Raw genomic sequence first — 19,299 nt, forward strand, 5'->3', positions numbered from 1 at the left:
CGCGCGCCCACCGGGTACTGGTCACTCCCGTCCCGCGCACGTCCGGGTCTCCGGTTCCAACTCCCCTCCCGGCGCCGGTCAGGCGGGCCGGGGGCGGAGGAGTACGCATGTCTCGTCCGTGCCGACCGCCAGGGTGTTGTCCGGCAGCAGCGCGAGCGCCCGTACGGCGGGGCCCGGCCTGAACGGGCGTGCCTCCCCGTCCCCGGCCGGGTCGCGCAGCTCCACCAGCCCGTCCGCCCAGGCAACCGCCAGCGCCGCGCCCCGCGCGTGCAGGGCGGCCACCGGGTGCGGGCGCCGGGCCACCACGGACGCGTCGTCCGCGTCGTCGCCGGGACGCCAGAGCCGTACGGTCCCGTCGGCGCCGCCGCTGTACACGCGGGGCCCGCCGGTCGCCGTGAGCGCGGTGACCCGGCCGGAGTGGAGCGCCGCCTGGTGCAGCCCGGCCAGGCTGAAGGCGTGCACGAAGCCCATCCGGTCGCCCGTGAGGACCGTGTCGCCCACGGCCGCGAGCGCCGTCGCCGGATGCGTGGCGAGGGTCGCCGCCACGGCCTCCACCAGGCGCGGCACGGAGCCCGAGGGTGTCCGCAGGCGGCCGCGCTCGTCCAGCGTCAGCCGGCTGCCGTCGCCCAGGCAGGCGACCGCCCGGGTGCGCCGGTCGTCGGTCTCGACCGGCTGCCCGCCGCACACGGTCAGCGCCGTCACACGGCCCTCCCGCACACCGGCCACCGTCCACGGCGCGTCCGCCGCGAGGACGGCCAGCCCGTCCCGCACCGCGTCCTCCGCGCCCTCCGGCAGGGCGGCCAGCAGCGCCAGGGCCCGGCCGGGCGGCGTCTGGCCGTCCCGTACGAGCGCCTGCCCGGCCCGCAGCCAGGCGGCGCGCAGCCCTCCGTACGGGCCGGTCTCCTCCTCGTACAGGCGGGTCACCCGCACGGGGTCGGCCGCACAGACGGCGGCCGGGTCGGACAGGTGAGGGCGCCCCGGCGGCGGTACGGGCCGGTCCGGCTCCTCGAACGCGACCTCGACATGGCCCAGGGCGCGCAGGTCGGCCGCCAGTTCGCCGACGCCCGGCGTCCCGGCGGGCAGGACCACCCGGTCGGGGCGGCGCGGGGCGCTCAGCAGGGCCGTGAGCAGCTCGCCGGGCGTACCGGCGACCACGCCGAGCGCGTTGGCGACCGTCCATACCGTGGCACGCACTGCCGTCCCTCTCCGCCGTCCCGCCGTCCCGCCGTCCCGCCGTCCCGCCTTCAGCCGCGGGCGCCCGTGAAGTGCTCCCTTACCAGGGACTCCACGACGTTGAGGTCCCCGGCGACGAGCGCGTCGAGGAGGGCGCCGTGCTCGGCCGCGTCCGCGACCAGGTCGGCGCGGCGCACGGCGGGCGGGCTGACGAGGGGCCACTGGGAGCGGCGGTGCAGGTCGTCGGCGACGGCGACCAGCTGCTCGTTCCCGGCGAGGCCGAGCAGGGCGCGGTGGAAGGCGCGGTCGGCCTCCCCGTACTCGGCGAGGTCGCCGTGCGCGGCGGCCGCTGCGGTCGCCTCGGCGAGTGGGCGCAGCTCCGCCCAGCGGTCGGCGGGCACGGTGCGGGCGAGGCGCAGCATGACGGGGACCTCGATGAGGGCGCGGACCTCGGCCAGCTCGGCGAGTTCGCGCGGGGTGCGTTCGACGACGCGGAAGCCGCGGTTGGGGACGACCTCTACGGCGCCCTCGACGGCGAGCTGCTGCATGGCCTCCCGTACGGGCGTGGCGGAGACGCCGAGGCGCAGGCCGAGGGCGGGCGCGGAGTACACCTGGCCGGGCGCGAGGTCGCCGCCGACGAGCGCGGCGCGCAGCGCGTCGAGGACCTGGCCGCGTACGGAGTGCCGCTGGACCAGCCGGGGCGTGCCGGGGAGCGGCCCGTCGTGGTCTTCGTGGTCGTGCGGGCCGCGCGCCTGCTCGGGGACGCGGTGGGCGGAGGGCGCGCCGGGGCGCCCGGAAGGAGCGTGCCCCTCGGGTGCCCGGTACGGGGCGTGCCCCTGGGGCGCCGGGGACGCGGCGGGCGGCGCCGGCCGCCGCTCGGGTCGCTCGGCCGCCTCGCGGGCTCTGCCCTGCTCCACTCGGGTCCTCCTGCCGACAGTGCGTGAGGGCCCGGCTCGCGGTGCGGGGGCCCTGTGTGCACGATAGGCGGACGGGGCGGCGGGGCACACATCGATCAGATCGGGTAAGGTAAGGCTTACCTGCAAACGATCGCGATTCGGTGGTCCTGCATGTCCCTCTCCGCACTGCTGCCCTCCGCGTCCGCCTCGCGTTCCGCCGCCTCGTCGGCCGCCTCGCCCGTCGCACCCTCGTACGCCCGTCTCGCCGAGGTGTTCCCCGGTCTGCGGGTGCGCGAGCTCGCGGACGGCGAACCGGTGCCGAGCGGCGACGGCTGGGTCCGCGCGGACGAACTGGCGGCCGGCGGCCCCGCGCTCGACGCGTTCCTCGCCTGGGACGAGGCGCAGACGCTGCGCGACTACGGGGTGGCGGCCCGCCCGGACGTGGTCGCGAGTTTCGGTCTCCACCGGTACGCCTGGCCCGCCTGCCTGCTGGTGACGGTTCCGTGGTTCCTGCACCGCCGGGTGCCCCGGGTGCCCGCCGCCGACGTGGCGTTCCAGCGGACGCTGGGCCGGATGGCCGTCCGGGTACGGGAGTTCGCGTGCCTGCCGGGCGATCCTGCGGCCGCGCTGCCCGGGGCGCGGGTCGTGCCGGACGAGGAGGCGCTGCGGGCCGAAGTGCGGGCGGCGGTCGCCGAGCACATAGGGCCCGTGCTGGAGGGGTTCGGTCCGCGCATGCGGCGCCGGGGGCGCGCGCTGTGGGGCATGGCGACGGACGAGATCGTCGAGGGCATCTGGTACGTGGCCGGGCTGCTCGGCGAGGAGCCGCGCGCGATGGAGGAGCTGGAGCTGCTGCTTCCGGGCACGGCGAAGCCGTACGTGGGCCCGGCCGGGTTCCGGGAGCTGACGGGGCCCGACGGGCGGTCGTTCCCCACCAGGGACCGGGCGAGCTGCTGCCTCTTCTACACGCTGCGCCCCGAGGACACCTGCGTGACGTGCCCCCGCACCTGCGACGCCGACCGCGTCCGCAAACTGGCGGCGACGCGAGCGAACTGACGAAACGTCAATGCAGCCGCCTCACGGCGGCTGCGGGCGACGCGCCGCCGACGCGTCGGGAGCGGCCCGTGTACGACACGTCAGGCGCCGGACCGGCGTCCCGCGGGCGACACGTCTCGGTGCCGGCCCGGCGGCCTGCGCGCGACACGTCCACGCCGGGGCGGGCGGCCCGGGACAGTACGTCGGGCGTCTGCCGGGCGGCCTGCGCGCGGCACATCCCGGTGCCGACCCGGCACCTGCGGGCAACACCTCGGCATCCGGTGGAGCGGCCTGCACAGAGCGCGTCGAGCGCCGACCGGTACCGCCCCGCGCGCCACGCCCCTGAGCCGCCCGGACGCCACCTCCAGGAGGCCCCCGGACCTGTCACGGGACCCTCCCCCCGACGGCGCGTCAGCGCATCGGCCTCGGCGGCTGCGGCAGGTCCCTCGCCCAGGGCGGGTCGGCGCCGGGCACCGCGCAGGTGCGAGCGGCGACCAGGGCCGCGTACGCGCAGCTCGCGGCGGTCTCCTCCAAGGTCAGCCCGTCGAGGCGGCCGCCCAGGCGGCCGAGCCCGGCCAGGGCGTGCAGGAGGCCCGCCGTGAACGAGTCGCCCGCGCCGACCGTGTCCACGACCTCCGTCGGCGGGGCCGGTACGGTGACGCGGGCGCCGTCCAGCGAGGCGAGCGCCCCGCGCGCGCCGAGCGTGACGACGACGAGCCGGGCGCCCGCCGCGTGCCACCGGTCGCACGCCTCCTCGGGCGTGACGCCGGGCAGCAGCCGGGCGAGGTCGTCCTCGCTGACCCGCAGGATGTCGGCGAGCGCGCACCAGTCACCGATCCGCTCCCGGTACGCGGCCGGGGGCACCAGCAGCGGGCGGACGTTGGGGTCGACGCACACGGTGGCCCGCTGCCGTACGGAGGCGAGGAACTCCTCGACGCGGCGCCCGCCGGGCTCGCGGACGAGCGCCAGGGAGCCGGTGTGCAGACAGACCGTGCCGTCCAGCGGCGCCGCGGCCAGCTCCTCGGCGGTCCACTGCCAGTCGGCGGCGCCCTCCGCGTAGAAGGCGTACGAGGCGTGGCCGCGCGCGTCCACGTCGGCGACGGCCAGGGCGCTCGGCTCGGGCGCGGTCACCGAGCCCGTGAGGTCCACGCCGGAGGCGAGCAGGCGGTCCCGGAACAGCGTGCCGAACACATCGCCGGAGAGGCGGCCGAGGAACCGGGCGGGGGTGCCGAGCCGGGCGAGGGCGACGGCCGTGTTGGCGGGCCCGCCACCGGGCAGGACCCGCAGCGTGAGCCCGGCGCCGGGAGGCCCGGCGGGGTGGACGGGGTCGGTGAAGGCATCGGCGACGCATTCGCCGAGCACGGTGATCCGCTGACTGCTCATGTCCTCCGCCTCGAACGCCCGGCGGCCTTCGTCAAGCGGCCGCTCCGGGGACAGCATCACACCCTGTGCCCCGGTCCGGGACCCGCTCGTGACGCGTTCCACGCCACCCGACCGAGTGGCCGCATTCGAACGTTCCTCACGGTCTTCGGATTACCGTTCGAGTGAATGGCGCCTGTTCGCGGCCCTCCGGGCCCCGTTGGCGTGCTCTTGCCCCGAAACCCCCTGACACGCCCCGTCGGTCGGCCAAGATGACGCACCACATGCACCACTGCGATGCGAGGGACACCGCATGAGACTGACCGACATATCGCTGGACTGGCTGATCCCGGGCGGTGTGATGCTCGTCGGAACCGCCGTGGCGGTGGCGGTGCTCGCGCGCGGCAAGCGCGCCGCCGGTGAGAAGGCCGTGCCCGAGGACTCCTGGGAGCGCAGCGAGGAACGCCGCCGGCGCAAGGAGGCCGTCTACGGAATCGCCTCCTACCTGCTGCTGTTCTGCTGCGCGGCCGTCGCCGCCGCGCTCTCCTTCCACGGCCTGGTCGGCTTCGGCCGGCAGAACCTGAACCTGTCCGGCGGCTGGGAGTACCTGGTGCCGTTCGGCCTCGACGGCGCCGCCATGTTCTGCTCGGTGCTCGCCGTGCGCGAGGCCAGCCACGGCGACGCGGCGCTCGGCTCGCGGCTGCTCGTGTGGCTGTTCGCCGGGGCCGCCGCCTGGTTCAACTGGGTGCACGCCCCGCGCGGCCTGGGGCACGACGGCGCCCCGCAGTTCTTCGCGGGGATGTCCCTGTCGGCGGCCGTGCTGTTCGACCGGGCGCTGAAGCAGACCCGCCGGGCGGCGCTGCGCGAGCAGGGCCTCGTGCCGCGCCCGCTGCCGCAGATCCGGATCGTCCGCTGGCTGCGGGCGCCCCGCGAGACGTTCGCCGCCTGGTCGCTGATGCTGCTGGAGGGCGTACGGACCCTGGACGAGGCCGTCGAGGAGGTACGGGAGGACAGGCGCGAGAAGGAGCTGAGCCGCCGCCGGAGGCGGGAGCAGCAGAAGCTGGACCGGGCGCGGCTGCGCGCGCTCAACCGGCAGCACCGGGCCTGGGGGCTCGGGCGGGGCGGCGGGCGCCAGGTGGACGTACCGGGTCTGAACTCGTCGTCCGGCTCCGGGCAGGGCGCCGTGGAGGGGGCGCTCGCGGAGCCCGCCATATCCGAGCCGGGACAGCTGCCGCACCGCTCCCGGCCCTCCCTTCAGGCCGTCAGGGGCGATGAGCCGCAGACGGTCGATCTGACGGCGGAGGACGACACGCAGACGCTCCCCCGCCTCGACTCCCTGGAGCGGAAGCTCAAGAGCCTGGAGCAGCAGTTCGGCTGAGGCTCGGCCCGGGGTCCCGCCGGTGGGCCCGCCGCTCCGAGGCGGCGGGCCCACCGGTGCGTCCGGGCGGCGCCGCCCTCCCTCCTCGGCCGCTCCCCTCCTCGGCCGCTCCCCCTCCTCGGCCGCTCCCCCTCCTCGGTCAGGCGGCCGGACGGACGGCTCTCCCCTCCCCCGGGTCAGGCGGCCGGTTTCACCCCGGACAGCTCGAACCAGACGACCTTGCCCGCGCCCTGCGCCCGTACGCCCCACGCGTCGGCGAGCGCCTGCACGAGGAGCAGGCCCCGGCCGTGCGTGCGGTCCTCCGACGCGGGGAGGTACGGATCGGGCGGCTCGGGCGCGAAGTCCCGCACCTCCACGCGCAGGACGTCACCGGTGAGAGACGCGGTGACGACCGCGCCGTACGCCGTGTGGATCAGCGCGTTGGTCACCAGCTCGCTGGTGAGCAGCTCCGCCGTGAACGCCGGGTCCTCCGCGACCCGGTGGCCCCATAACTCCCGCAGCGCCGCGCGCATTCCGGCGACGGCCCCCAGGTCACCCGCGCCGATCCGCCGGGACAGTCCCGCTGCCCCCGGTCTGTCCTGGTCCCGCCCGTCCACCATGGGTCCGACCCCTGCCTGACGCCCACTCATAGCCCCCACCCACGTCATCGGCCCTTCCCTCGAACAGGCTCACGGGGTTCCATGCCCCCGTGCCCCGCGTGTCACGCGTACGGACTACCCACGGGCGGGCGCACAGAGGGGAGCAGTGGGGCACGCCGGGGTGTCAAGGTCGCGGAATGTTCCGCACGTTGGATCGCGCCAGCTGCGCCATCCGGCCGACGCCGCCGTCCAGCACGATCTTGCTGGCGGACAGCGCGAAGCCGGTCACCATCTCGGCGCGGATCTTCGGCGGGATGGACAGCGCGTTCGGGTCGGTCACCACGTCGACCAGGGCCGGGCCCGGGTGCCGGAAGGCGTCCTTGAGGGCGCCCGCCAGCTGTTTGGGCTTCTCCACCCGCACCCCGTAGGCACCGGCGGCGCGGGCGACGGCGGCGAAGTCCGGGTTGTGGTTGGTGGTGCCGTGCGAGGGCAGCCCGGCGACCATCATCTCCAGCTCCACCATGCCGAGCGAGGAGTTGTTGAACAGCACGATCTTCACCGGCAGGCCGTACTGGACGAGGGTGAGGAAGTCGCCCATGAGCATGGCGAACCCGCCGTCGCCGGACATCGACACGACCTGCCGTCCGGGGTGGGCGAACTGGGCGCCGATGGCCTGCGGCAGCGCGTTCGCCATGGAGCCGTGGCTGAACGAGCCGATGATGCGGCGTCGCCCGTTGGGGGTGAGATAGCGGGCCGCCCACACATTGCACATGCCGGTGTCCACGGTGAACACGGCGTCGTCGTCGGAGAGTTCGTCGAGGACGGACGCCACGTACTCGGGGTGCAGCGGGGTGTGCTTCTCCGCCTTGCGGGTGTAGGCGCGGACGACGCCCTCCAGCGCCTCCGCGTGCTTCTTCAGCATCTTGTCCAGGAACCGCCGGTCGCTCTTGGGGCGCACACGGGGCACGAGGCAGCGCAGGGTCTCACGGACATCGCCCCACACGGCGAGGTCGAGCCGTGAGCGCCGCCCGAGCCGCTCGGGCCGTACGTCCACCTGGACGATCCGCACGTCGTCGGGCAGGAACGCGCTGTACGGGAAGTCCGTGCCGAGCAGGATCAGCAGATCGCACTCGTGGGTGGCCTCGTACGCGGCGCCGTACCCGAGCAGCCCGCTCATGCCCACGTCGAAAGGATTGTCGTACTGGATGAACTCCTTGCCGCGCAGGGCGTGGCCGACCGGCGCCTTGACCCGCTCGGCGAACTGCATGACCTCGGCGTGGGCGCCCGCCGTGCCGCTGCCGCAGAACAGGGTGACCCGGTCGGCGGCGTCGACCATCCGGACCAGCGCGTCGATCTCGGCGTCGCCGGGGCGCACGGTGGGGCGGGTGGTGACCAGGTCGTGCGCGGTGGTCTTCTCGGGCGCCTGCTGGGCCGCGATGTCACCGGGCAGGGCGACCACGCTGACGCCGCCGCGCCCGACGGCGTGCTGGATCGCGGTGCGCAGGAGGCGGGGCATCTGCTGCGGGTTGGAGATCAGCTCGCAGTAGTGGCTGCACCGCTGGAACAGCTGGTCGGGGTGGGTCTCCTGGAAGTAGCCGAGCCCGATCTCGCCGGACGGGATGTGGGAGGCGAGCGCCAGGACGGGGGCCATGGAGCGGTGCGCGTCGTACAGGCCGTTGATGAGGTGGAGGTTGCCCGGGCCGCACGACCCCGCGCAGGCGGCGAGCCGTCCGGTCAGCTGCGCCTCGGCGCCGGCCGCGAACGCGGCGCTCTCCTCGTGCCGCACCTGCACCCACTCGATGCCCCGGGTGCGCCGTACGGCGTCCACCACGGGGTTGAGGCTGTCGCCGACGACCCCGTACATCCGCTGGACCCCGGCGCGGACGAGGGTGTCGACGAACTGCTCCGCCACGTTCTGTCTGCCCATGCTCCCCATCCACGCACGCCCGCCGGGCTCCCGCCTCCCGGAGGCGGCCATGTGTACGGACTTCGGCGTACGCGCGGCGGTCCGGCAGCGGCGCGGGCGCCCGGGGCCCGAGGGGGGGCGGGCACGGGCGGCGCGGAAGGCGTGGCGCGAGGGCGGGGCACGGGCGGGGCGGGGCACGGGCGGGCGCGCGGGGACCAGGGGGCCGGGGGCCGCGCAGGGCGACGTACGGGAGGGGCGCGGGCGCGGACGGCGAGGCGCGGGGGGTCCGCCGGGTGCGTCCTCCTTCCCCAACAAAGGAGGGCGTCCCGGCGGACCCGCGTGCCTCGCGCGCGTCGCGCGCAGAGTCGTGCGGCACGACGCGGCGGCGCGAACCGCGGTCGTGTGGCCGGGAGGCCGCTGGTGCCGCGGTGGCGTCACCTTGGCAGAGTGGCGGGTGGTGCGGGGATGATGGGGGCGGCGGGTTTGCGCCGTGGCCGTTTTCCGCCACGGCCCGAGGGGAGGGAGGTCCCGGTGCTGAACGCGATCGGGCTCGACGAGCGGCAGGAGTCGGCGTACCGGGCGCTCGTGGCGCTGGGCGCGGCGGAGGTCAGGGACCTCGCGCACCGGCTGGCGCTGCCGGAGCCGGAGACGGAGCGGACGCTGCGTCGGCTGGAGGCGCAGGGCCTGGCCGCGCAGTCCTCGTACCGCACGGGCCGGTGGGTGGCGGCGCCGCCCGCCGTGGCGCTGGGCGCGCTGCTCACCCAGCAGCGCCACGAGCTGGAGCAGGCCGAGCTGGCGGCGGCGCTGCTCGCGGAGGAGTACCGGGCGGAGGCGGCCGCGCAGCCCGAGGTGCACGACCTGCTGGAGGTGGTGACCGGGGCCAGCGCGGTGGCGCACCGGTTCCGGCAGCTCCAGCTGGGCGCGGCGGAGGAGGTGTGCGCCCTGGTGACCGGCAGGCCGGTGGTGGTGACGGGCGCGGAGAACGACGCGGAGGAGCGCGCGGCCGAGCGGGGCGTGGCGTACCGGGTGGTGGTGGAGCGGGAGGTGCTGGAGGGGCCCGACGGGGTGGCCGACGTGGCGTCGGCGCTGCGCCGGGACGAGCGGGTGCGGGTGGTGGACCGGGTGCCGACGAAGCTGGTCGTGGCGGACCGGTCACTGGCGATGGTGCCGCTGACGGGACGGGGCGCGGAACCGGCGGCGCTGGTGGTGCACGCGAGCGGGCTCCTGGAGTCGCTGACGGGGCTGTTCGAGGCGGTGTGGCGGGACGCGGTGCCGCTGCGGATGGGCGCGGCGGACGGGCCGCCGGTGGAGGAGCCGGGGGCGGGGCCCGACGCGACGGACCTGGAGGTTCTGTCGCTGCTGCTGGCGGGCATGACGGACGCGAGCGTGGCGAAGCAGCTGGACCTCGGCCTGCGGACGGTGCAGCGGCGGGTGAAGGGGCTGATGGAGCTGGCGGGCGTGACGACCCGGCTCCAGCTGGGCTGGCACGCGTACGAGCGCGGCTGGGTCACCCGCTGACGGGACCGGCGGCGCCTCGCGTACCGGACCGAGCGATCCGGCTGACCTGCACGAACGGCACCGCCGCCGGGATTCCTGCACGCTGGACGAATGGGTGTGTGGGAGCAGCTGCAGGTCGCCCTGGTGCTGCTGCTCGGCCTCTTCGGGGTGCTGGTGCCCCGCCTTCCCGGGTCGTGGCTGGTGTGGGCGGGCGTCCTGTGGTGGGCGCTCCAGGACACGTCGGCCGCGGCGTGGTGGCTGCTGGCGGGGTCCACGGCGCTGCTGCTGGCCACGCGGGCGGAGATCGGGCGCCTGCCGGTGCGGCGGCTGAGCGGGGTGGTGGTGACCCGGCGGATGGTCGCGTACGCGGGCGTGGGCGCCGTGCTGGGCTTCGTCCTGGTGCCGGTGGTGGGCGGGGCCCTCGGGTACATGGGCGGGATCTACCTGGTGGAGCGGCGGCGGCTGGGCGAGCACGCGGCCGCGGCCGCGGCGACGCGGTCGGTGATGCGGGCCATCGGCACGAGTGTGCTGGTGGAGCTGTACGCGTGCCTGCTGGTGGTGGCCGGGTGGGTGGCGGTCGTGCTCGGCACGTGAGGGCGGAGCGGGCCGGGGCGCCCGGCGGGAAGTCCGTTGCCCGGGGGTGCGGGGCTGCGCATACTGGGCCGCATTCGACGACGTACGGGGGCGGTCTCATGACGGGGAACAGCGGCGCGCGCGACGGGCACCCGGTGGTGCGGGTGGAGGACCTGCGGCGCTCGTACGGCTCCGGGGCCGCCGCCGTGCACGCCCTGCGCGGGGTGTCGTTCGAGGTGGCGCGCGGGGAGCTGGTGGCGCTCAAGGGCCGGTCCGGCTCGGGCAAGACGACGCTTCCGGCCCCCTGACTCCGCCCCCGCCACCGCCGCCGGGTTGGAGCCCGGCGGCGGCAGGCAGGGAACGGGGAACGGAGGCTCAGCGAATGAATCCCTCCCGCTTGGCCTGCATCGCGGCGCGCCCCTCCGCGCCCTTGCGCTTCCAGTCGCGCCGGATCTCGGCCCGCATCCGGGCGTCGGTCTTGGCGACGATGTACTGGTTCTCCCGCAGGAGCTTGCGGTAGCTGTCCAGGCGCCGTTCCGGCAGGGTGCCGTCCTCGACGGCGGCGAGGACGGCGCAGCCGGGTTCGGCGGCGTGGGCGCAGTCGTGGAACCGGCACGACGCGGCCAGCTCCTCGATCTCCGAGAACACCTGCCCGACGCCCGTGCCCGCGTCCCACAGGCCCACCCCGCGCAGCCCCGGCGTGTCGATGAGGACGCCGCCGCCGGGCAGCGCGAACAGGTTGCGGGTGGTGGTCGTGTGGCGGCCCTTGCCGTCGGTGTCCCGGACGGCCTGGACGGCCATGGTGTCCTCGCCGAGCAGGGTGTTGGCGAGGGTGGACTTGCCGGTTCCGGAGACGCCGAGCAGGACGCTCGTACCGCCCGCGATGACCGCGCGGAGCACGTCCACGCCCTCCCCGGTGGCGGAGCTCACGGGCAGTACGGGCACGCCCGGCGCGGTGGTCTCCACGTCCCGCACGAGGTAGGAGAGCCCCACCGGGTCCGGGACGAGGTCGGCCTTGGTGAGCACGACGAGCGGCTGCGCGCCCGACTCCCAGCCCAGGGCCAGGAACCGCTCGATGCGGCCGAGGTCGAGCTCGGTGGCGAGGGAGACGGCGACGATGGCGTGGTCCACGTTGGCGGCGAGGATCTGCCCGTCGGACCGCTTCGACGACGTGGACCGTACGAAGGCGGTGCGGCGCGGCAGGTACGCCCGGACGTACCGGGGCGTGCCGCCGACCGGGTCCACGGCGGCCCAGTCGCCGGTGCAGATGACCCGCAGCGGGTCGTGGGGCGTCACGAACGTCGTGTCGGCCCGGATGACGCCCTCGGCGGTGGCGATGTCGCACTGCCCGCGATCGACGCGGACGACCCGCCCGGGCAGCAGGCCGCGCTCGGCGTACGGGGTGAACTCCGCCTCCCAGTGGGTGTCCCAGCCGTAGGAGGACAGCGAGGAGGAGGAAGCGGTGGTGAACGAGGAAGACAAGGGGTGCCCTTCGCAAGGGTGGCCCCGGCGGCACGCGCCTCTTCGGGCACGGCGGTGGACGAGTCGGGTCAGCCGGAGACCACGGAGGTGAACGGAACGAACGACTGGATGCGGGCGAGGCCCATCACGGAGACAGCCATCGGTCACACCTCCCAACCCTCGACTCGAACGAACAGCGCTCACCGAGCGCTTCGCCAACGCGGCACAGCCTAGAGCCGCCGACGACCGAGCACCACCGTATTTTCTACGCCCGATGCCGAGGTGCCCCAAGGCATCCCCGCGCGTGTGGGGACGGCCCTCCGGACCACGGCCGCCAGCGCCGGGTCCAGGTCCGCTCCCCGCGCTCGCGCGGATCGGCTGCCCCCGCCCGCAGCGCCGCAGCACCCGTACGGCGATCGACGTATACGGAGCTGCCCCCTTTCGTCGTATCCGGGGGCGACGTTCGGCGGTGGGGTGTCGAGGTGTGCATACGCCGGTCGCATGATGTGGGCGCCCGTGCGGAGGCCGCGCGCCGGGGTGTCGCGCCGGGGGGTGCTCATCGGCGCACCACAGCCAGCCTGCGGAGTCATGCGTTCCGTTTGCGCGGGGTCCGTGCTGGACACAGAGAACGCTTATGACAACCATTGTCGTTAGATGGCATGCTCGTCCTCCGCCCGTCCCGCGGTCAGACTCGGGGCCAGCACGCAGTCCTGCTCAGTTCCCTGCCTCCAGACCCTTCGAGAGGACCAGGACCAGACCCGCATGAGCGAACCGCTGTATCTCGCACCACGCCTGGAGCCGCGGCTTGCGGCGCTGCTGGACTCCCCCGCCTTCCTCCACCCGCTGGTGACCGCCCTGGGCTCGCCCCTCAACCTCGTACTGCCGGACCAGATCGCCGACAACGTCCGCGGCTTCCGTGATGTGTACGGCCGCCACCGGCTCGGCGGACGGATCCTCTACGCCCACAAGGCGAACCGTTCGAGCGCCCTGGTGCGCCGCCTCGCCGCCACCGGCCCGGCCACCGCCGTCGGGATCGACGTGGCGTCGCTCGGCGAGCTCCAGCACGCCCTGGGCGGCGGCCTCACCCCGGACCGGATCGTCGCGACCGGCCCCAAGGACCCCGACTTCCTGTGGCTCGCCGCCCGTACCGGGGTCACCGTCGCCGTGGACTCACCCGCCGAACTGACCGCTCTGGCAGCGCTGGTGGAACGGTTCCGGCTGCCGCGCGTGCCCGTCCTGCCGCGGCTGGCCGAGTTCACCGCGCCCGGCACCCGCGTCCTCACCCGCCGCAGCCGCTTCGGCACCCCGGCCGACGACGCCGACGCGCTGCTCGACCTGGTCGAGAAGCACCGGGAGAGCATGGAGTTCACCGGCGTCTCGTACCACCTCGACACGATGGGCCTGGCCGAGAAGGCCGTCGCCCTCGAAGGCTGCCTGCGCGTCCTGGACGAGGCCCGCCGGCGCGGGCTGCGCCCCCGGGCCGTGGACATCGGCGGCGGCTACGGCGTGGACTACCTCGCCGACGGCGCCCAGTGGGAGCGGTACACGACCGAGCTGACCCGCGCCCTGCTGGGCAAGCGGCCCCCCATCACCTGGGAGGGCCACGGCTACGGGCTGCGCGGCGAGAACGGCACCCTGCGCGGCGCCCTCGGCGTCTACCCTTCGCACCGCCCCGTCGCCGGACCCCGCTACCTGGACGAGCTGCTCACGCAGACCGCCCCGTCGCTGGGCCGCCCGCTGGCCACGCTGCTCCTGGAGAACCTGTACGACCTCCACACCGAGCCCGGCCGCGCGCTCACCGACCAGTGCGGCCTCACCCTCGCCCGGGTGGTGGAGGTGCGGGTCACCCGGGACGGCGAGCGGCTGGTGCGGCTCGCGGCGAACGCCCGTGACATCGGCCTGGAGGACCACGGGCTGCTCCTCGACCCCGTCCTGGTCCCACCCGCGCGGGAGACGTCCGCACCCGGAGGACAGCAGCCCGTCGGCGTGTACCTCCTCGGCAACCTCTGCCTGGAGTCCGACCTGATCAGCCGCCGCCTGGTGTTCCTGGAGCGCGAGCCGCGCCCCGGCGACCTGCTGGCCTTCGCCAACACCGCCGGGTACTTCATGGACTTCACCGCCGACCACGCCCTGCACCAGCCCATCGCCCGCAAGGTCGCCGTGTACCAGGACAGCGGCGGCACCGGGCCCTGGCAGTGGTGCCTCGACGAACAGTACTGGCCACACCTCACCGCGGGGGACGACGAATGAGGTACGAGCACATCACCGACGCCATCGGCGACACGCCCCTCGTCCGGATCGACCCCGGGGTCCACGGGCTGCGCCACATCGACCTGTACGCCAAGCTGGAGATGCTCAACCCGTTCGGCTCCGTGAAGGACAGGGCCGCCTGGCGGATGGCCCGGCCGCACCTTGAGGAGGCGCGGCGGCAGGGCCGTACCGTCGTGGAGCTGTCCAGCGGCAACACCGCCAAGGCCCTCGCCGTCATCGCGGGCATGCACGGCCTGCCGTTCCGCAGCGTCACCAACCGGATGAAGGTCCCCGAGATCAAGGACCTGCTGCTGCTCCTGGGCGCCGAGATCGAGGAGCTGCCCGGGCAGGCCGAGTGCCTCGACCCGACCGCGACGGAGGACCCGCTCACCCGCATCCACCGGATGCTCACCGAGGACGACGGCCGCTACCTCCACACCGACCAGTACTACAACCCGGCCAACGCCGAGGCGCACGCGTCCGGCACGGGCCCCGAGATCGTCAAGGACCTCGGCGGCACGGCGCCCGACTGGTTCGTGGCGTGCGTCGGCACGGCCGGGTCGTCCACCGGCGCCGCCCGCGCGCTGCGCGCCCACGACCCGGCGACCCGGGTCCTCGGACTGGTCGCGCAGAAGGGCGACTTCGTGCCGGGCATCCGCAACATCGACGAGGTCCACGAGGTCGGCCTGTTCGACCCGGAGACGTACGACGCGCTGGAGGCCGTCTCCGCCGACGAGGCCATCGACGGCATGCTCACGCTGGTCCGCCGCTGCGGCATCCTCGGCGGGCCGACCGGCGGCGCCGCGTACTTCGGGGCCGTACGCCATCTGCGGGAGCGGGACGCCGAGCTGGCCGAGGCCGGGGACGGGCGGCGCGCGACGGCCGTGTTCATCGTCTGCGACCGCGTCGAGAGCTATATGAGCTACGTGCGCCAGCGCCGCCCCGAGCTGCTGCGCCGCCCGCCGCGCCCCAACTCGCCCGCGACGCTCACCCCGGAGGAGCTGGCGGCGGTGCACGTCATCGGCGTCGAGGAGGCGCGGGCGTGGATCGCGACGGAGCGGCCCGTCGTGGTGGACCTGCGCGGGTCGTTCGCGTTCGCCGCGCTCCACATCGAGGGCTCCGTCAACATCGTGGACGAGCTGTTCGAGGAGCTGCTGCACGGCGGGCTGCCGTTCGGCACGTCGCAGCCGGTGCTGCTGGTCTGCCCGGTCGGCGAGCAGTCGGTGACGTACGCGGCGCTGCTCACCCGCATGGGCCACCGCAACGTCCGCAGCCTCGCGGGCGGGGTGATCGCCTGGCGGGACGCGGGCGCGCCGATGGTGCGGGACTGAGGGGGCCGCCGATGCGTACCACCTCCGTGACGGGCACCACCCCGGCCGCCGGGCTGCGCGAGTGGCAGCGGCCGCTGCGCGAGCAGTTCCCGATCGTCACCGGGCACCCCCAGCTCGCCTATCTGGACAGCGCGGCCACCGCGCAGAAGCCGAAGGCCGTCCTGGACGCCGTGCACGCGTACCTGACCGGCTGCAACGCCAACGCCGGGCGCGGCACGTACACCTGGGCCAACCGGACGACGGCGCTGATCGAGGAGGCGAGGGAGCGCGTCAAGGCGTTCCTCGGCGACCCGGACCCGGACCGTTCGACCGTCTGGTTCACCAGCGGCACGACGGAGGGGCTGCGGACCGTCGCCCGCGACTGGCTGGTGGGCGAGCTGGCGGACGGCGACGAGATCGTCGTGCCGTTCGCCGACCACGAGGCCAACCACCTGCCGTGGCTGGAGGCGCGGGACCTGCTCGCCGAGCGGGGCGTGCGGATCACCGTGCACCCGCTGCCGTACCAGCAGGACTCGCGCGACTACGACACGGAGGCGCTCGCCGGGCTGGCCGCGTCGGCCGGGGAGCGGCTGCGGTTCGTGGCGGTGACGCACGTCCACCATGTGTACGGCGCCGACATGAACGTGCACCGCGTGCGGGAGGCCGTCGGTCCCGACGTGGCGCTGTGCCTGGACGCGGCGCAGAGCGTGGGCCATCTGCCGGTGGACCTGGGCGCGCTGGACGTCGACTTCGTCGTGTTCTCCGGGCACAAGGCGATGGCGCTGCCGGGCACGGGCGCCGTGTGGGCGCGCGGGCTGCGGGGCCGCCCGTTCCGGCCGGGCGGCTGGCAGGGCACGCCCAACACGGCCGGGATCGTCAGCCTGCGGGCCGCGCTGGACTGGCTGGACGCGGCGGGCCCCGCGCGGATCGAGGAGTGGACGGTCGGTCTCGGCGTGCGCCTGACGGACGGGCTGAGCCGACTGGACGCGTACGAGGTGCTGGGCTGCCCGCTCAGTCTGGCGGCCGACTCGGCTGTGCAGCGCCGCCAGGGCCTGGTGACGTTCCGGCACCGCTCGATAGGCGCCAACGACCTGGGGTTCATACTCGCCGCGCACGGGCTGCTGGTCCGCGCCGACGGGCTCTGCCAGGCGCGGGCGGGCGAGAGCGACGCCTCCGTGCGGGTCAGCCTGCACGTCTACAACACCCCCGAGGAGATCGACCGGCTCCTCGGCGTGCTGTCCGGCCTGGCCGAGGACCGGCCCGGCGGGCGGCGCTAGCACCACATGAGCAAGGGAGCACGAGGGGACGATGTCTCGAGGGTTGATGTCGCGTCGGCTGACGGCCGAGCGGGCGGGCGAGTGGGTCCGCCGGTGGGACCTCCAGCAGCAGCGGTACGCGTGTGACCGGGAGGCCCGCTTCACGGTGATCGCCGATGTCGTGGAGACGGCGGTGGCGGGGGTGTCCCGGCCCCTCCTCGCCGACCTCGGCTGCGGTCCAGGCTCGCTGGCCGCCCGGCTGGCCGAGCGGCTGCCGCACGCCGAGGTGGTCGGCGTGGACACCGACCCGCTGCTCCTGGCGCTGGGCCGGGCGTACCACGGCGCGCACGTGCGGTTCGCGGACGTGACGATCGGGGCGCCCGGCTGGCTGGCCCGGCTCGGCCTGCGTCGGCCGCTGGACGCGGTCGTCTCGGCGACGGCACTGCACTACCTGCCGGAACCGGCGCTGCTGTCGGTGTACGAGCAGGTGCGGGAGTCGCTGCGGCCGGGCGGGGTCGTCGTCAACGGCGACCACCTGTTCCAGGAGGACCCGGCGGTGGCCGCGCTGGCCGAGGTGGTGGGCCGCCGCCACGCCGAACGGCACGGGTCGGACGCCCACGAGGACTGGCGGGGCTGGTGGGAGGCGGCGGCGTCGGCGCCCGAACTGGCGGAGCCGCTGGCCGAGCGCGCCCGCCGCGGCCCGGGCGCGGGCGGCGACAACGGGCTGACCCTCCAGCGCCATGTGCAGCTCCTGCGCAAGGCGGGCTTCGCCGCGACGGGCCCGGTCTGGCAGTACGGCCCGAGCTGTGTGCTGGTGGCGGTACGGGGCGACTGACCCGTCCCGGTCCGGCTCGAGGGCCGCCGTTCAGCCCGTGGCGCGTGCTCCGGTGCCCTCGGCGGTCTCCGTGCTCTCCGCGCGCGGGTCCGTGCCGGGCGGGGTGCCCGCGCGGCGGCGGCCCGTGCGGACCACCAGGTCGCGCACCCCGTCCACGGCCGGCTGCGTCCAGCGGGCGGTGAACGGGCCCAGCATGACGAGGATCAGTACGTACGCGGTGGTCAGCGGACCGATCCGGGGCTCGGCCCCGGCCGCGAGCCCGGCGATGACCACGGAGAACTCGCCGCGCGCGACCAGTGCGCCGCCCGCCCTGAGCCTGCCGCGCCGCCCGACCCGGGCGCGCCCGGCGGCGTACCAGCCGGTGGCGATCTTGGTGAGGGCGGTGACGGCGGCGAGGAGCAGCGCGGGCAGCAGCACGGGCGGGATGGACGCGGGCACGGTGGACAGGCCGAAGAAGAGGAAGAACACCGCCGCGAACAGGTCGCGCAGCGGGGTGAGGATGCGGCGGGCGCCCTCGGCGACCTCCCCGGACAGGGCGATGCCGACGAGGAACGCGCCGACGGCGGCGGACACCTGGAGCCGCTGGGCGACCCCTGCGACGAGGAGGGTCATGCCGAGGACGACGAGGAGCAGCATCTCGGGGTTGTCGGAGGAGACGGCGCGGCTGATGTGGCGGCCGTGGCGCAGCGCCAGGTAGAGGACGACCGTGACCGTGCCGAGGGAGATCAGCAGGGTGACGCTGCCGCCCGCGAGGCCGACCCCGGCGAGGAGGAAGGTCAGGACGGGCAGGTACACGGCCATCGACAGGTCCTCCATGACGAGGAGGCCGAGGACGACGGGGGTCTCGCGGTTGCCGAGCCGTCCGAGGTCGGTGAGGACCTTGGCGACGACGCCGGACGACGACACCCAGGTGACCCCGGCGAGGGCGACGGCGGCGACCGGCCCCCAGCCGAGGAGGAGCGCGGCGGCCGCGCCGGGCAGGGCGTTGAGGACGAAGTCGACGACGCCGGCCGGGTACTGGGTGCGCAGGCTGCTGACGAGTTCACCGGCGCTGTACTCGAGGCCGAGGAGGAGCAGGAGCAGGATCACGCCGATCTCGGCGCCGACCGCGACGAAGTCGCCGCTGGCGTGGAGCGGGACGACCCCGCCCTCTCCGACGGCCAGTCCGGCGAGGAGGTAGAGGGGGATCGGGGAGAGCCCGACACGTTCCGCGAACCGTCCGACGAGCCCCAGGACGAGGATGACCGCCCCGAGTTCGATGAGGAGCCCGGTCGTGTCGTGCACGGTCACTCCCCGCTGATGAGGGCGGCGAGCGCGTCCACGCCTTCGCGGGTGCCGACCACGACGAGGGTGTCGCCGATGGCGAGGCGGAAGTCGGGTCCCGGGGCGGGATGGGCGCTGGTGCGCCGCAGGACGGCGACGATGGACGCGCCGGTGCGGGTGCGGGCCCTCGTGTCGCCGAGCAGCCGCCCCCCGTACGGGGAGCGGCTGGTGAGCGGGATGTGCTCGGTGACCAGGTCGAGGCCGTCGGTGCGGATGCCGCCGACGGGGGCCGGGTCGATGAGCTGGGCGAGAGCGGCGGCGTCCTCGGGGGTGAGGCGGACCGTCGCCTCGCACGCGTCGGGGTCGTCGGGGCGGTAGAAGCCGAGGAAGCGGCGGCCGTCGTGGTGGACGACGACGGAGAGGCGCCGCCCGTCCTCCGTGGTGAAGTCGTACTGCGTGCCGACGCCGGGCAGGGGGGTGCGACGCGTACCCATGACCGCACCTCCGGGACGGGACGGGGATGGCGGGTGGT

The 19,299-nt window shown here is 75.2% G+C and carries 16 protein-coding genes and 1 pseudogene; 9 read left to right on the forward strand and 8 right to left on the reverse strand.

The genetic code is table 11. The annotated features are described in order from the left end of the window. Window positions 1-78 precede the first annotated feature (78 nt). Window positions 79-1,194 (reverse strand): WD40 repeat domain-containing protein, encoded by a 1,116-nt coding sequence (locus J116_RS04185; protein ID WP_023590606.1) that lies wholly within the window; start codon window positions 1,192-1,194, stop codon window positions 79-81. 50 nt (window positions 1,195-1,244) lie between these two features. Continuing rightward, a complete protein-coding gene (locus J116_RS04190) occupies window positions 1,245-2,090 on the reverse strand; it encodes a GntR family transcriptional regulator (RefSeq protein WP_023590605.1) in 846 nt (281 codons plus the stop codon). 150 nt (window positions 2,091-2,240) lie between these two features. Between J116_RS04190 and J116_RS04195 the strand changes: the two genes are divergently transcribed. Continuing rightward, window positions 2,241-3,122 carry a (2Fe-2S)-binding protein gene (locus tag J116_RS04195; protein WP_023590604.1) on the forward strand — a complete coding sequence of 294 codons (882 nt, stop codon included), beginning with the start codon at window positions 2,241-2,243 and terminating at the stop codon, window positions 3,120-3,122. Between the two features lie 390 nt (window positions 3,123-3,512). On the opposite strand, the gene J116_RS04200 is transcribed toward J116_RS04195, so the two are convergent. Further along, entirely contained in the window at window positions 3,513-4,484 is a 972-nt protein-coding gene (locus J116_RS04200; RefSeq protein ID WP_028964672.1) for a carbohydrate kinase family protein, read from the reverse strand. 289 nt (window positions 4,485-4,773) lie between these two features. On the opposite strand from J116_RS04200, the gene J116_RS04205 reads away from it, so the two are divergent. Then, window positions 4,774-5,838, forward strand: coding sequence for a DUF2637 domain-containing protein (locus J116_RS04205; protein ID WP_023590601.1), 1,065 nt, complete (start codon window positions 4,774-4,776; stop codon window positions 5,836-5,838). 176 nt (window positions 5,839-6,014) lie between these two features. Here J116_RS04205 and J116_RS04210 read toward each other — a convergent pair whose 3' ends face one another. Together J116_RS04210 and J116_RS04215 are read right to left on the reverse strand one after the other, a co-directional pair. After that, complete coding sequence (locus tag J116_RS04210) at window positions 6,015-6,437, reverse strand: ATP-binding protein (protein ID WP_023590600.1); 423 nt, start codon at window positions 6,435-6,437, stop codon at window positions 6,015-6,017. A 163-nt stretch (window positions 6,438-6,600) separates the two neighbouring features. Continuing rightward, on the reverse strand, window positions 6,601-8,343 hold the full coding sequence (locus J116_RS04215) for a pyruvate dehydrogenase (protein ID WP_023590599.1): 1,743 nt from the start codon (window positions 8,341-8,343) through the stop codon (window positions 6,601-6,603). Between the two features lie 510 nt (window positions 8,344-8,853). Here J116_RS04215 and J116_RS04220 point away from each other — a divergent pair. The 3 genes and pseudogenes from J116_RS04220 to J116_RS04230 all read left to right on the forward strand — a co-directional run. Further along, window positions 8,854-9,840 carry a helix-turn-helix domain-containing protein gene (locus J116_RS04220; protein ID WP_023590598.1) on the forward strand — a complete coding sequence of 329 codons (987 nt, stop codon included), beginning with the start codon at window positions 8,854-8,856 and terminating at the stop codon, window positions 9,838-9,840. A gap of 90 nt (window positions 9,841-9,930) precedes the next feature. After that, window positions 9,931-10,413 (forward strand): DUF456 domain-containing protein, encoded by a 483-nt coding sequence (locus J116_RS04225; protein WP_023590597.1) that lies wholly within the window; start codon window positions 9,931-9,933, stop codon window positions 10,411-10,413. 98 nt (window positions 10,414-10,511) lie between these two features. Then, window positions 10,512-10,688, forward strand: a pseudogene (locus J116_RS04230) (ATP-binding cassette domain-containing protein); the annotation flags it as partial. 79 nt (window positions 10,689-10,767) lie between these two features. Here J116_RS04230 and rsgA read toward each other — a convergent pair. Next, window positions 10,768-11,874 carry a ribosome small subunit-dependent GTPase A gene (rsgA, locus tag J116_RS04235; protein WP_023590595.1) on the reverse strand — a complete coding sequence of 369 codons (1,107 nt, stop codon included), beginning with the start codon at window positions 11,872-11,874 and terminating at the stop codon, window positions 10,768-10,770. 741 nt (window positions 11,875-12,615) lie between these two features. Between rsgA and J116_RS04240 the strand changes: the two genes are divergently transcribed. From J116_RS04240 to J116_RS04255, 4 genes are read left to right on the forward strand one after another with little or no spacing between them, the layout of a single operon-like run. Then, window positions 12,616-14,103, forward strand: coding sequence for an alanine racemase (locus J116_RS04240; RefSeq protein WP_023590594.1), 1,488 nt, complete (start codon window positions 12,616-12,618; stop codon window positions 14,101-14,103). After that, complete coding sequence (locus J116_RS04245) at window positions 14,100-15,434, forward strand: pyridoxal-phosphate dependent enzyme (RefSeq protein ID WP_023590593.1); 1,335 nt, start codon at window positions 14,100-14,102, stop codon at window positions 15,432-15,434. The genes J116_RS04240 and J116_RS04245 overlap by 4 nt, the downstream gene beginning before the upstream one ends. An 11-nt stretch (window positions 15,435-15,445) precedes the next feature. Next, window positions 15,446-16,690, forward strand: a complete 1,245-nt coding sequence (locus J116_RS04250; RefSeq protein ID WP_023590592.1) for an aminotransferase class V-fold PLP-dependent enzyme — start codon at window positions 15,446-15,448, stop codon at window positions 16,688-16,690. Between the two features lie 46 nt (window positions 16,691-16,736). Continuing rightward, on the forward strand, window positions 16,737-17,504 hold the full coding sequence (locus J116_RS04255; RefSeq protein WP_023590591.1) for a class I SAM-dependent methyltransferase: 768 nt from the start codon (window positions 16,737-16,739) through the stop codon (window positions 17,502-17,504). Between the two features lie 30 nt (window positions 17,505-17,534). On the opposite strand, the gene J116_RS04260 is transcribed toward J116_RS04255, so the two are convergent. Further along, window positions 17,535-18,788, reverse strand: coding sequence for a cation:proton antiporter (locus tag J116_RS04260; protein WP_037948828.1), 1,254 nt, complete (start codon window positions 18,786-18,788; stop codon window positions 17,535-17,537). A gap of 2 nt (window positions 18,789-18,790) precedes the next feature. Continuing rightward, window positions 18,791-19,261, reverse strand: coding sequence for a cation:proton antiporter regulatory subunit (locus J116_RS04265; protein WP_023590589.1), 471 nt, complete (start codon window positions 19,259-19,261; stop codon window positions 18,791-18,793). Window positions 19,262-19,299: the final 38 nt, after the last annotated feature.

Origin of the sequence: Streptomyces thermolilacinus SPC6, assembly GCF_000478605.2 — a bacterium.
Taxonomy (GTDB): domain Bacteria; phylum Actinomycetota; class Actinomycetes; order Streptomycetales; family Streptomycetaceae; genus Streptomyces; species Streptomyces thermolilacinus.